Annotated in this window: 7 protein-coding genes; 2 read left to right on the top strand and 5 right to left on the bottom strand. The window is 70.1% G+C overall.

The genetic code is table 11. The annotated features are described in order from the left end of the window. Positions 1-298: 298 nt before the first annotated feature. The gene (locus ACFVUT_RS28255) at positions 299-1,309 is read left to right on the top strand and encodes a LacI family DNA-binding transcriptional regulator (RefSeq protein ID WP_389653375.1); all 1,011 of its coding nucleotides are present in this window, start codon (positions 299-301) and stop codon (positions 1,307-1,309) included. A gap of 137 nt (positions 1,310-1,446) precedes the next feature. Here the strand turns inward: ACFVUT_RS28255 and ACFVUT_RS28250 are convergent, their stop codons facing one another. From ACFVUT_RS28250 to ACFVUT_RS28230, 5 genes are all read right to left on the bottom strand, one after another. After that, complete coding sequence (locus tag ACFVUT_RS28250) at positions 1,447-3,756, bottom strand: glycoside hydrolase N-terminal domain-containing protein (RefSeq protein WP_389653378.1); 2,310 nt, start codon at positions 3,754-3,756, stop codon at positions 1,447-1,449. An 8-nt stretch (positions 3,757-3,764) separates the two neighbouring features. Next, positions 3,765-5,744, bottom strand: coding sequence for a beta-galactosidase (locus ACFVUT_RS28245; RefSeq protein ID WP_389653381.1), 1,980 nt, complete (start codon positions 5,742-5,744; stop codon positions 3,765-3,767). A 221-nt stretch (positions 5,745-5,965) separates the two neighbouring features. Then, positions 5,966-6,949 (bottom strand): carbohydrate ABC transporter permease, encoded by a 984-nt coding sequence (locus ACFVUT_RS28240; protein ID WP_389653384.1) that lies wholly within the window; start codon positions 6,947-6,949, stop codon positions 5,966-5,968. After that, a complete protein-coding gene (locus ACFVUT_RS28235; protein WP_389653387.1) occupies positions 6,946-8,040 on the bottom strand; it encodes an ABC transporter permease in 1,095 nt (364 codons plus the stop codon). Before ACFVUT_RS28235 ends, ACFVUT_RS28240 begins: the two co-directional genes overlap by 4 nt. A 98-nt stretch (positions 8,041-8,138) precedes the next feature. Next, positions 8,139-9,815 carry an extracellular solute-binding protein gene (locus ACFVUT_RS28230; RefSeq protein ID WP_389653390.1) on the bottom strand — a complete coding sequence of 559 codons (1,677 nt, stop codon included), beginning with the start codon at positions 9,813-9,815 and terminating at the stop codon, positions 8,139-8,141. Between the two features lie 487 nt (positions 9,816-10,302). Here ACFVUT_RS28230 and ACFVUT_RS28225 point away from each other — a divergent pair, with 487 nt between their 5' ends. Then, positions 10,303-13,341 (top strand): glycoside hydrolase family 3 C-terminal domain-containing protein, encoded by a 3,039-nt coding sequence (locus tag ACFVUT_RS28225; RefSeq protein ID WP_389653393.1) that lies wholly within the window; start codon positions 10,303-10,305, stop codon positions 13,339-13,341. Positions 13,342-13,386: the final 45 nt, after the last annotated feature.

The raw sequence follows: 13,386 nt of genomic DNA, 5'->3' as shown, positions 1-13,386 counted from the left end.
ACAGTGCGGCATACGGACTGTGGCCCGGTCCGCCGTCCCTCTAGGGTGGACGGGTTGCTTCCGGCCCTGCCAAGGCGCCCGGGCCGCACCCTGGTTGCCCAGTACAACCAGCGGAAGGGAGTGCTGTCGAAGCGCTTCGACACTTCTCTGGACACGGTCTTCGGTCAGGTCTACGCTCGGAAACATCTGCCCATGTCACAGACTGATCCGACCCCTTCGAAGCGCTTCGCCCCCTTCGGTCGTCACGTGGCACTGGGTGTGCCGATACCCGCAGTCGTCCTGTGATGGAGAACCCTGAATGGTCACCCTTGCCGAGGTCGCCCAGCATGCCGGAGTCTCCGCGAGCACGGTGAGCTATGTCCTCAGCGGCAAGCGGTCCATCTCGGAGGCCACCCGTGAGCGGGTGGAGCGAAGCATCCAGCAGTTGGGATACCACCCCAATGCCGGTGCGCGGGCGCTCGCGAGCAGCCGGTCGAACATCATCGCGCTGATGGTCCCGCTCCGCACCGACATGTACGTGCCCGTGATGACGGAGATCGCCTTCGCGGTCGCCACGACCGCCCGTACGCACGACTACGACGTCCTGTTCCTCACCGGAGAGGAGGGGCCGGCCACCGTGCGGCGGATCGCGGGCAGTTCGCTCGCCGACGCCATGATCCTGATGGACGTCGAACTGCACGACGAGCGGCTGCCGTTGCTGCGCGAGAGCGACCGGGCCGCCGTGCTCATCGGGCTGCCCGCCGAGACGGACGGGCTCACCTGCGTGGACCTCGACTTCGAGGCGACCGGGGCGCTCTGTGTGGAGCACCTTGCCGGGCTCGGGCACCGCGAGATCGCGTTGATCGGGGAGGCGGCAGCCGTCTACGAACGCCACACCGGATTCGCCGAGCGGACCGTCGACGGGGTGCGCGCGAGGGCGCAGGAGTCCGGTGTGCGGGTGCTGCACCGGCCCTGTGAGGGGGGATACGCGGCGATGGCCCAGACGCTGGCCCGGATCTTCGACGAGCGGCCGGGCACCACGGGATTCATCGTGCAGAACGAGTCCGCCGTGGAGCCACTGCTCAATCTGCTGCGTCAGCAGGGACGGGCCGTGCCGGAGGATGTGTCGGTGGTCGCCATCTGCCCCGATCAGGTGGCCCTGCAGGCCTCGGTCCGTCTCACCTCGGTCGCCATTCCGGCGCAGGAGATGGGGCGGCGCGCCGTCGAACAGGTCGTCGCGAAACTGAGCGGTCGTGGGACGGACGAAGTCGAGTTGCTGGCACCGGAGTTGACGGTGCGCGAGAGCAGCGGGCCGGCGCCTGCCGGGTGACCGTGCCGCGCACGGGCCGGCCCGTGCGGCGGCGAAGCCGACGGGGGCGGACGGTGCGGCTGCCGGGGCCGGTGCGGACCTGCTGAGGGCGCGTCGTGCCATGGGTTGTCCCTGCCCGTCGGTGGTGGAAGGACGCGCTACCGCGGTCGCAGAGCGAGCACACGGTCCACGCCGGCCGTCAGCTCCAGCACGGTGACGGGAGTCTTGGCGGAGCACGGGGCGGACGAGGTGGAGGCGGTGGCGTCGCGGGAGTCGGCGACAGCGAGCCCCGCGCCCGTACGCACGTCGATCCGGGCATCGCGGGTCGGACGAAGGACCGCGGTGGCGTGACCGTCGCCGGACCAGGACAGATCCACGCGAGCGCCGAACCTCGTCCGTATGCCGCGCAGTTCACCCGCCGGGAAGGCCGGAGGCAGCGCGGGCAGCAGGACCAGCCGGTCCGGCGACGACTGGACCAGCGCCTCGATGACGGCGGCCGGCAGGGCGTGGGCCGCGTCGGCGTTGTACACATCGCGCGACGGATAGTGCGCGCTCATCAGCGAGTCGTGGAAGAAGTCGCCGTCCAGTACGGCGTGCAGCGCGGCGGAGAGCCGCTCGCCGTCCCGCAGCCGTGCCGCGACCAGCGCATGGTGCAGATGGCCGTGGGCCGAATCGTTCTCCGAGCCGCGCAGTTCCAGCGCACGGTGTGCGGCGGCGGCCAGATCCGGGGTGTCGTACGGGTTGATCAGGTCGAGCGGCCAGACGGGGTAGAGGTGGCTGAGGTGGCGGTGGTCGTAGGTCTCCTGGAGACCGGGCCACGCCCACTCGGCGAGTGCGCCGTCCTCGTTGACACGGTAGGGCGGCAGCCGTTCGGCCAGGGCATGCCGGCGGGCGGCGGACGGGTGGCCGGGGGAGAGCGTGGCCGCCGTGGTCAGCGCGTGACGGGCAGCCGCGATGTCCATGGTGGCGTTGACCGTTCCCCAGCTCGCGTTCGCCGGGCGGTTCTCCGGCGAGTACGAGGGGACGACGGCGAGTGACCCGTCGGGGCCGCTGCGGGTGAGGAAGTCCTCGTAGAAGACGGCGACTTCGGCGAGCGCGTCGACGAGTCGAGGATCGGTGGAGCCCGTGGTCTCGGCGTGCTCGACGAGCGGCTGCAGAAGCCAGTCGGCGCCCGCCGTCCACAGATGAAGCGGATAGGCGCGCTGGAAATGACGGGTGTGGCCGGACTCGCCGTCCGTATGGGACGGGGCGACGACCCCGCGCGCGCCGAATATCTCCCGGGCGTTGTCGCGCCAGTCGGGCAACTGGCCGTAGACCAGGGCGGCATGGGCCTCGGACACCTCGTCCAGTGCCGCCGGTGCGGCGGAGGCGATCTGCAGGTTGAGGTTGGCGTTCGTGGTGAACGCGCCGGACCAGGCAGTGTCCCAGTCGCCGGTCCACAGGCCGGTCAGCCGGGGCGGAAGCGCTCCGGACGAGGACAGCAGATGGTACCTGCCCGCCGCGAAGAGCCTTTCGAGGAGCGCGGCACTCCCCGGTCTGCGCGTCAACTCGCTTCCCGGCAGGGCACGTTCGTCCGGGTCGCAACGCAGGGTGAGTGCCGCGCGTTCGAAGGCGGGGCGGTGCAGAGCCTGATGCCGGGAGAGTAGCGTCGCGTAGTCGGCGGACGGCAGTGCGGCCCATTCCCGCGCCGGATCCAGGTCCCCCGCATGCCGGCGCACCCGGGTCAGAAGCAGCACGCTGCGCGCCCCTTCGACGCGGATGCCGTCGCCCGCCACCGATACCTTGCCGCCGTCCACCCGGGCGGCGGTGACCCCGGTGTACGCGAGCTCGCTCCCCGGATAGCCCACCCGCAGCGCCAACCGGGCGCCGTCCGGGGTCAGTACGGTGCTCCGGCCGACCGCCAGGCCCGACGGGGCGCCGGGCAGTACGGGATCGAGCGTCAGATCCGCCGCGATCCCCAGCCGGGTGACGTACTGGACGATGACGTCGTCCGCCCGGGACACGAACGTCCGGCTGCGCCAGTCACCGTGCACCGCGTCGATCTCGCCCGTGGCGAAGTCGACCGTGCGCCGGTACGGGGACGGTCCCGATGCCGCGACCGGTTGCGGAGCACTGCGGAAACGGGTCTGGAAAGCGGGGTGGAAGGGCTGCACCCACAGCAGGGGACGGCCCGCCCCGAACCGTTCCGCGGCAGTGGTGTCCCCGGCCAGGAGCGCGTCCTGGAGGCGGCCCAGCTGATCGGCGAGACGCGGGGGACGGGCGTGCTCGCTGCCGTTGGGGCGGACCAGGGTGTGGTGGTTGACGATGACCCGGTCGTCCACCGGATCGCCGTACACCATGGCGCCGTGGCGGCCGTTGCCGCTGAGGAAGGCGTCCTCCCAGCGGGTCGCGGGCCGCGGCTCCCAGGTGCCGTGGAAGGGCGCCTTCGCGCGCCCCGTGCCCGTGGTGTGCGAAGGGGCTGACCTCACGCCGGCGCTCATCGCCCGGCGCTGCCGCGCAGTACGGCCACGCCGTAGCGGCCCAGCTCCACATGGCCGTCCACCGTCCTGCCGGTCAGCAGGTCCACGTGTGCACCGGGGACGGGCACGGTGACGGTGGACCGGCCGTGATGCAGCAGGAAGAGCAGGTCGCCCCGGCGGACCGCCTCCACTCCGCTCGGCAGCCCGGCCAGCACCGGACGTGCGCCGGCCTCCTCGACCACCCGGCCGAGCAGGGTGCGCAACGCCGCCGGCTCCGGCAGGGTCGACACGTACCAGGCACGGCCCCTGCGCAGCACCGCGGGGAGGCCGGCCAGCTCACCGTCGCGGTACGCGGACACCACCTCCGTGCCCGGTTCCGGTTCCAGCTCCTCCGACCAGAGTCCGGCGCGAAATCCGTCGCATTCCACCGTCGTGTCCGCGTCGAGCGGCCACCACTCGTGGAGCGTACGAATGCCGAACAGCTCACGCAGCCGCGCGTCCATGCCACCCGGCCTGACCCGGTCGTCTGCGTCGGCGATCCCGCTGAAGAAGCCGCAGACCAGTGTCCCACCGCCTCGGACGTAGCCGACCAGGTTGTCGATCGCGGCATCGGTGAGCAGATAGAGATGGGGTACGGCCACCGCTCTGAAGCGGCTCAGGTCGCCCTCGGGGCGGGCGAACGCCGTGGCGACACCGCTCTCCCAGAGCGCCCGGTGCCAGCGCTGGATCACCTCGGTGTAGTCGAGGAGGCCGGACGGACGCCCTTCCTGCGAGCCGGCCCACCACGCGTCCCAGTCGTGCAGGATCGCCACCTCGGTGGGCACGTCCGTACCGCTGACCGCGCCACCGATGGTGGCCAGTTCCGCGCCGAGCCGCTTGACCTCGCGGAACGTGCGGCCCTCCTCGCCCGCGTGGGTGAGCATGCCGGAGTGGAACTTCTCCGATCCCTGCCGGGACTGCCGCCACTGGAAGTAGCAGACGGCGTCGGCACCGCGCGCCACCGACTGGAGCGACCAGAGCCGGTTCAGACCGGCCGGCTTGGGATGGTTGACGCCCCGCCAGTTGACCGGGCCCGCCGCCTGCTCCATCAGCATCCAGGGGCCCGCCGCCTGCGAGCGTGTCATGTCGGCGAGCATCGCGTTGTACTGGCCGCCCAGCGGGTCCTTCGGATCCGGGTAGATGTCGACGGAGACGATGTCCTCCTCGGCCGACCACGCCCAGGCGTCCTGTCCCGACCACAACGGCATGAAGTTGGTGGTCACGGGGATGTCCGGGCTGTGCCGGGCGACGATGTCGCGCTCCGCCGTGTAGCACTCCAGCAGCGCGTCGGACGTGAACCGCTTGAAGTCCAGCATCTGCGTGGGGTTCCTCATGTACTGCGCCTTGCGGGGCGGCAGGATCTCCGGCCAGGTGTCGTAGCGCTGGCTCCAGAACGCCGTGCCCCACGCCTCGTTGAGCGCCTCGACCGTGCCGTAGCGCCTCTCCAGCCACCGGCGGAAGTGGGCAGCCGTCTCGTCGCACCAGCAGTGCGTGCAGTACTCGTTGTTGATGTGCCACACCGTGAGCGCCGGGTGATCCGCGTACCGTGCCGCCAGGTCCTCGGTGAGTGCGGCCGCGTACCGCCGGTAGACCGGTGAACTCGCGCAGAACTGCTGTCGCGATCCGTACCAGACGACCGAACCGTCCTCGGCGCGCGGCAGGGTCTCGGGGTGCCGCGCTCCCATCCAGGGGGGCGGGGACGCGGTCGGAGTGGCCAGTACGACGCCGATGTCATGGGCGTGCATCAGGTCCATCATCCGGTCGAGCCAGCCGAACTCACGTGCTCCGGGCCGTGGTTCGAGCTTCGCCCAGGAGAACACCCCGAGAGTGACGGAGTTGACCCCGGCCTCCTTCATCAGCCGTACGTCGTCCTTCCACACCTCCTCGGGCCACTGTTCGGGGTTGTAGTCGCCGCCGAACAGGATGCGGCCGCGGGCGGCGTCGCGCAGGGATGGCATCGGTTTCTCGTTCCTCGTTCCGGATCTTCGTACGGGGTGCCGCGGCCGTGCGTGCCCGGACAGACACGGCCGTGGACGCGGGGGCCGCCCGTGACGACCTCGCCGGTCCGGCCCCACGGGCGGCTGTCGTCGTCGATCCGACGGGGGCGGCGCCCGCGTCGTCAGGGGGCGCGGACCGGCGAGGACGTCACGGGCGGATCGGCGGGGCCGGGGCTGACGGGTCAGCCCTTGACGGCGCCTGTGAGCATCCCCTTCTGGAAGTGCTTCTGGACGAACGGCGACAGCACGGCGACCGGGATCAGCGCCAGCACCATGACCGCCATCTGCACCGAGAGGCTGTTGATCTGGCCGCTGCTCACCGCGGCCCCCATGGCTCCCGGCGGCACCTGGTGCTGGAGGACCAGTTGGCGCAGGATCATCTGCAGCGGGTACTTCTCGCTGTCCTGGATGTAGAGCATCGCGTTGAACCACTGACTCCAGTAGCCGACCGCGTAGAAGAGGGAGATGACGGCGATCACCGCACGGGACAGCGGCATGATGATCTGGAGCAGGATGCGCCACTCGCCGGCGCCGTCGATCCGGGCCGCGTCGATGAGTTCCGGTGCGGTGTCCATGAAGAAGCCGCGCAGGACCAGGATGTTGAACACGCTGATCGCACTGGGCAGGATCATCGACCAGTAGCTGTTGCTCAGGCCGATGCCGGTGACCAGCAGATAGGTCGGGATGAGTCCGGCGCCGAAGAACATCGTCGCCATCAACGTCATCAGCAGCTTGCCGTGCGCGAAGGAGTCCCGTCGGCTCAGCCCGTAGGCGCAGAGCACCGAGACCACCATGCTGAACGCCGTACCGACGACGGTCAGGCCGATGCTCACCAGGGCGGCCCGGGTGACGGCACCGCCGCTGAGGAGTTCCTTGTACGCGACGAAGGTGATGGTCTTGGGCCAGACGACGAGGCCGCCGGCGTCGTTGATCGTCTTGGTGTCGGAGAGGCTGGTGACGATCACCACCCAGAGCGGCACGAGCACGATCGCGCAGATCGCGACGAGACCGAAACCCTTGAAGGCGAGACCCGCCTTGGTGGGCTCCTCCTCCCACACCGGCCGGGGTTCCGTCCGCAGCGCACGCCGGAGCCGTGATTCCTCGGGCTCCGCGGAGGGCCGCTCCGTCCGGTTCCTGTCCTTGTCCGTTTCCAGGAGAGTCGTCATTTCTTGGAGTACACCCCCTGCTCGCCCAGCATGTGGGCGACCTTGTTCGCACCCAGCACCATGGCGACGCTGAACAGTCCCTTGAAGATTCCGGCGGCGGCCGCGTAGCCGAAGTCGCCGGTCTTGATGCCCGTCCACCAGATGTAGGTGTCGAGGATTTCCGAGGCGCCCGGTCCGACCTGGTCGCGCTGGAGCAGAATCTGCTCGAAGTCGAGGTTGAGGGCACTGCCGACCCGCAGGACGAGCAGGAGTGCGATCACCGGGCGCAGCGCGGGCAGGGTGACATGCCACATGCGGCGCCAGCGCCCCGCGCCGTCGACGGCCGCGGCCTCGTACAGATCGGTGTTGACGGCGGCGAGCGCGGCGAGGAAGACGATGACGCCCCAGCCCGCGTCCTTCCAGATGGCCTGGCCGGTGACCAGGAACTTGAAGAAGCTCGCGTTGGTCATCAGGTCGAAGCCCTCGTGACCGTGTTCCCGCAGCCACTGCGCGACCAGGCCGGCACCGCCGAACATCTGCTGGAACACGGTGACGACCAGGACCCAGGAGAAGAAGTGCGGCAGATAGACGACGGCCTGCACCCAGGCCCGTACCCGCGCGCTCATGATCGTGTTGAGCAGCAGGGCGATGGCGATGGGGATGGGGAAGAAGAGGAGCAGCTGGGTGAGGAAGATGACCAGCGTGTTGACGAGGACTTCCCAGAAGCGGTAGTCGTCGAAGATCCGGGTGAAGTTGTCGAAGCCGACGAAGGGGCTGCCGGTGATGCCCAGGTCGTACACGTCGTAGTCCTGGAAGGCCACGATGTTCCCGAGCAACGGGATGTAGTTGAAGATCAGCAGCAGGGCGATGGCGGGCAGCGTCATCAGGATCAGCGTGCGGTCCCGGCGCAGGCGCAGCCGCCAGGTGATGCCGTTCGCCGCCGGTGAGGTCCTTCCCGCGACCGCGCGTTTTCTGCCGCTCTTCCCGCGGCGGCCCTTGCGCGGCGTGCCGTCGCTGTCCTCACTGCCGCTCTCGTCGGCGCCGACCCGGTCCGTGGCCCGGTCGGCCGAACGGTCCGTTCCGGTCGCGACCGTGGCTTGTGGCTTCACCATGTGCTCCCCATGTCATGCTCTTCGCCCCGGCCGCCGGGCGTCCCTGCGCCCGGCGGCCGCCTCGCTGTCCTGCGTACGGTCCGTTTCCGCCGTACGGGTCAGTTGCCGGAGCCGTTCTTGTCGAGAACGTCCTGGTACCAGTCGCGCAGCTTGTCGCCGCCGCTCTTCTTCCACGTCGTCACGGCGGCCTCGATGTCGCTGACCTTCTTGCGGCCGCGCCGGATGTCCTTCTGCAGGTCGTCGAAGGGCGTGTACAGGGAGGCGTACCGCTGCGGTTCGACGACCTGCATGCCGAAGAAGAGCGGCTTCTTGATGTGCGGGGCCTGCCGGGCCATCCAGCCGGCGTAGTCCTTCACCAGCTGCGGCTCGTCCGGGAACGCGATGGTGTGCGGCGGCTGGGCGAGGAACAGGAACGTGGCGGGCTGGGCCTCCTGGATGCCCTGCGGGGTGAAGGCCGGCACTCCGTCCTTGACCGTGTAGTGGGTGTCCTTGACGCCGTAGTTGGTGAGCATGAACTCCTCGGTGCCGTACGGCGCCGCGGCGAAGTCGACGAGGCCGAGGAACTCCTCGATCTTCTCCTTCGGCAGGTTCTTGTTGACGAAGGTGAAGATGCCGGCCGGGTCGCCCTGCCACAGAGTCGGCGTTCCGCCGTCGTGGTTGAAGAAGTCCAGCGCCTGCATGTCGAACTTCGGGTTGGCGGCGGCCTGTTCGGTGACCATGCCCTTCCAGCCGCCGGTGCCGTCGTTGTACATCAGGACGCGTCCGCCGGTGAAGCGGATCTTGGAGTCGGCGTCCTTGCCGGCCTCGGCGTCCGGGTGGACGTAACCGCCGTCGTGGAGCTTGCGGGCGAACGCGAGTGCCTCGCGGTACTCCTGCGTCTCGATCTTGTGGACGAGCTTGCCGTCCTCCAGCTTCCAGTAGTGCGGGGCGTCGAGCAGCAGCCCGTAGATCCACTGGATACAGGTCCACAGGTCGTCGAAGGCCCAGACCTTGTTCTTCGCGTCGGTGTACTCCTTGCCGAAGGCCAGCAGGTCGTCCGCGCTGGCCGGCAGGGCGCCGGAACCGATCAGGTCCTTGCGGTAGAAGATCGCGTTGCCGATGACCGGTGACGGCTGGGGCAGACCGCGGAGCTTGCCGCCGAAGACCGAGTACTGCCAGGCGCCGGTCGGGATGTTCGCCAGGTTCGGGTACTTCTTGATCGCGTCGCCGGCCAGGTACGGCCCGAGGTCGGCGAACTTGGCGGTGATCGCATTGCGGATCTGCCCCTGCATGTTCCAGCCGGGGATGGTCATGGCGTCCGGGATGTCGGAGCCGGCCAGGACCGCGCCGATCTTCTCCTGATAGGTGTTGCCGTCCTGCGGGTCGAAGTTCAGCGTCGCGCCGACCGCCTTGTTGACCGCCGCGTAGTACGGGTTGTTCTTCTTCGGGACGGTTCCCCAGAGCGGAGTCATGACCCGGAACGTGGAGCCCTTGCCCGGCGCCGACTTCACCGAGGTGACCAGCGGGTCGGGCAGCTTGGTGAACCCGGGGCTCGAACCGTTGACGCTCGCCACGTCGGGCTGGACCAGGTTCGACGGGATGTAGTCCGGCAGGACCTTCTTGAGCGCCTTGCCCGTCGTCGTGCCGTCCTTGCTCCCGGACCCGGACCCGGAGCCGCCGCCGCACGCGGCGAGGAGCGGTGCGCCACCGGCCACGGCGACCGCTGCGAAAGCGCTCGAAGCCAGGAAGCCCCGCCGACTCGGGGCGGTGGGAGCGGGGGAGGAATTCGGCGTCATTGCGTCAACCCTTCGAGGCGCACCAGGACGACACCCGGCGGACGTCCGCCGTTCGGTTCCTGTGTCTGAGGTGGGGCGTAGCCGGCTGATCAGGTCGATCGGCCATAGGTGAAGCGGTTCAACGGGGAGGTGGCAGAACCTTGCACAGCGCTGGTCACCGTCCCGGGATTCGAGCGCGAGGGGCGCCCGTTCGAAACTCTGTCGAAGCGCTTCGATGTTGCAGCGAGGTTAAGTGAAGGGCACCTGTCGCACAAGAGTCCGTTTCGAGATTCCTCCGCCGTGTTTCCCCGTCATTTCCCGGCGCTGCGAAGGACGGTTGCGCATGACCCCGGCGCCCCGCCCTTGACACCTCCAGGGGTGGGCACAGAGCATCGAAGCGCTTCGAAAGATCTTTGGCGTCTCGGCTGAACCACCAACGGAACACCTCCGGGACCGCTTCGAGGCCCCTGCACCGAAACACCTCCCACCTCTCCAAGGGGATCCGCACGTGACGGAACAACCGCAGCCCTTCCGCGACCCGCAGCTGCCGTTCGGCAAGCGCATCGACGACCTGTTGCAGCGGCTCACCCTCGACGAGCGGACAGCGATGCTGCACCAGTTCGCGCCACCGGTCGACCGGCTCGGGCTCGGCGCCTTCCGCACCGGTCAGGAGGCTCTGCACGGCGTCGCCTGGATGGGGCCCGCGACCGTCTTCCCCCAGGCGGTCGGCCTCGGCGCCACCTGGAACGACGAACTGGTCCGGAGGGTCGGTGAAGCCGTCGGCAACGAGGTCCGCGCCAAGCGGGCCCAGGACGACCGGGTCGGCCTCAACGTCTGGGCCCCGACGGTGAATCTGCTGCGCCACCCGCTGTGGGGCCGCGGCGAGGAGGGGTACTCCGAGGACGCCGGACTCACCTCCGCCATCGCCGTCGCCTACACCCGCGGGCTGCGCGGCGACCACCCCCTGTACTGGCGCACCGCCCCGGTGCTCAAGCACTGGCTCGCCCACAACAACGAGACCCGCCGGGACACCACCTCCTCGTCGGTCCGCCCGAGGGTTCTGCACGAATACGACCTGAGGGCGTTCCGGGACGCCGTGCGGGCGGGCGCGGTGGCCGGCGTCATGCCCGCGTACAACCTGGTCAACGGGCGGCCCAACCATGTGTCGCCGCTGCTTTCCGAGCAGTTGAGGAGCTGGACCGACCGGTCGCTGGTGGTCTGCTCCGACGCCGGAGCACCGTCCAACCTCGTCGACTCCGAGCACTACTTCGACACCCACGAGGAGGCCACCGCGGCCTCGCTCAAGGCCGGAGTCGACAGCTTCACCGACCACGGCCAGGACTCCTCGGTCATGACCGGCCGGATCCGCCGCGCGCTGGAGCGCGGCCTGCTCGATGAGCACGACATCGACACGGCCGTCCGCCGCCTGCTGGAACTGCGCTTCTCGCTCGGTGAGTTCGACCCGGACGCCGACCCGTACGCGGTCGCGGCGGGCGGCGAAGGAACCCTGTTCGACACCGCCGAGCACCGGGCGCTCGCCCAGGAGGCCGCAGAGCAGGCCGTCGTCCTGCTCAAGAACGACGGAATCCTGCCGCTCGACCCCGGGGCGGGCAAGACGGTCGCGGTCGTCGGACTGCTCGCCGACGCCTGCAAGCTCGACTGGTACAGCGGCACCCTCATCCACCGGTCCACTCCGCTCGACGGGATCCGCGAACGGTTCGGCGCGGACCACGTCGTCTTCGCGGAGGGCGTCGACCGGATCCGCCTCAAATGCGCCAGCGGCTGGCTGCGGGTTCCCGCCGCCGACGACGGCCACGACCGGGCGCGCGGAGCGGAGGGCGCCCTCGACCCGGCCATGCTCGCAGGCCGCACCGATCTGCCTCCGCTGACCTGCGGCGACACCCCGTCCGAGCTGGCGCTCATCGACTGGGGCGACGGCGTCATCACCCTTCGCGCCCCCGAGGGCCGGTACCTGTCGGTCGCCGAGGACGGCTATGTCCGGGCGTCGGCCGACGAGCCCGGCGGCTGGAGCGTCCAGGAGACCTTCCGGTGGGAAGAGGCGGAGGGGCATCCGGGTGGTCACCGTCTTCTGCACATCGGCACGGGCAGGTATGTCTCTGTCGCCGCCGACGGCGTAAAGGTTGCCGCCGCGGACGAAGAAATTTCCGCGGACGCGGACGGAGACGGTCCCGCGGACACGGACGCCCCCCGTACGGCGACCGTCTTCGAGATCGAGGTGGCCGAGCACGGCGAGGACGCCGTGGCCCGCGCCGCCGCCGCTGCGGACGTCGTGATCGTCGTGGCCGGCAACGACCCGCACATCAACGGCCGCGAGACCGAGGACCGCACCACCCTGGACCTGCCGGCCCAGCAGGAGCGCCTCTGGCGGGCCGCCCACGCGGCGAACGCGCGCACCGTACTGGCGGTCACCTCCCCCTACCCGTACGCCCTCACCGACGCCGCGAGCGCGCTCCCGGCCCTCCTGTGGACCGCGCACGGGGGCCAGGCCGCCGGCACCGCACTCGCCCGCGTCCTGGCCGGCGACGTCTCCCCGGCCGGCCGGCTCCCGCAGACCTGGTACACGGGTGACGCGGAACTGCCCGGGCTGCTGGACTACGACATCATCGGCTCCCGCCAGACGTACCTCTACTACCAGGGCACGCCGCTCTTCCCGTTCGGCCACGGACTGTCGTACTCCGACTTCACCCACACCGGCCTCACGGCCGAGCGCGACGGCGACCTGCTGCGCGTCGGGCTGACCGCCACCAACACCGGTGCCGTCGCCGCCGACGAGGTCGCCCAGCTCTACGCACGGGCCGTGGCACCGTCCGTCGTGCGCCCCCTGCGTCAACTGGTCGCCCACCGCCGGCTGCACCTCGCCCCGGGCGCCGCGCAGCGCGTCGAGTTCATGGTGCCGGTCTCCGAGCTCGGCCACTGGGACGTGGCACACGGCCGGTGGACCGTCGAGCCCGGCACGTACGAGATCCAGGCGGGCGCCTCCAGCACGGACATCCGTCTCGTCGCCGCCGTCACCGTCGACGGTGAACCGCTCGGCCCCCGACCGGTCCTGCAGCGCGGCCTGGAAGCGGCCGACTACGACGAGCAGTTCGGCACCGAGATCGTCGACCGCACCCGGACACACGGCGACGCGGTCGCGCCGTCCGCGGCCGAACCCGCCACCGCTGCTCCTGCCGCCGTGGATCCCGCCACGGTCGAACCCGAATCGGACGCTCCTGCCCCGGACGCTCCTGCCCCGGATGCTCCCGCCGCAGTGGATCCCGCCGCCGGTGAGAACGAACTCCTCTTCCGGGCATGCGACTTCGGAGGCGGCACACGTGCCGTCGCCGTGTCCGCGGCCGGAGAAGGGGCCGTGGACATCACGGTCGACGGCCGCACGGTCACCACCGCGATTCCCGCCACCGCCGGACCGTACGACTACCGCACCCACACGTCCGCGCTGAGCGCCTTCGGCGTCCATGACGTACGCGTCACCCTGCACGGAGCCGTGCGCCTTGCCCGTCTCTCCTTCACCGGAGTGGCGGAATGACCGCACCGGCCCGACGCATCACCGCCCCGCACCGTCCAGTTGCCC

It is taken from the genome of Streptomyces sp. NPDC058051 (genome assembly GCF_042885475.1).
In the GTDB taxonomy this organism is placed as follows: domain Bacteria; phylum Actinomycetota; class Actinomycetes; order Streptomycetales; family Streptomycetaceae; genus Streptomyces.
Note: the sequence above shows the minus strand (reverse complement) of the source record. Positions and strands in the feature narration are given on the sequence as shown.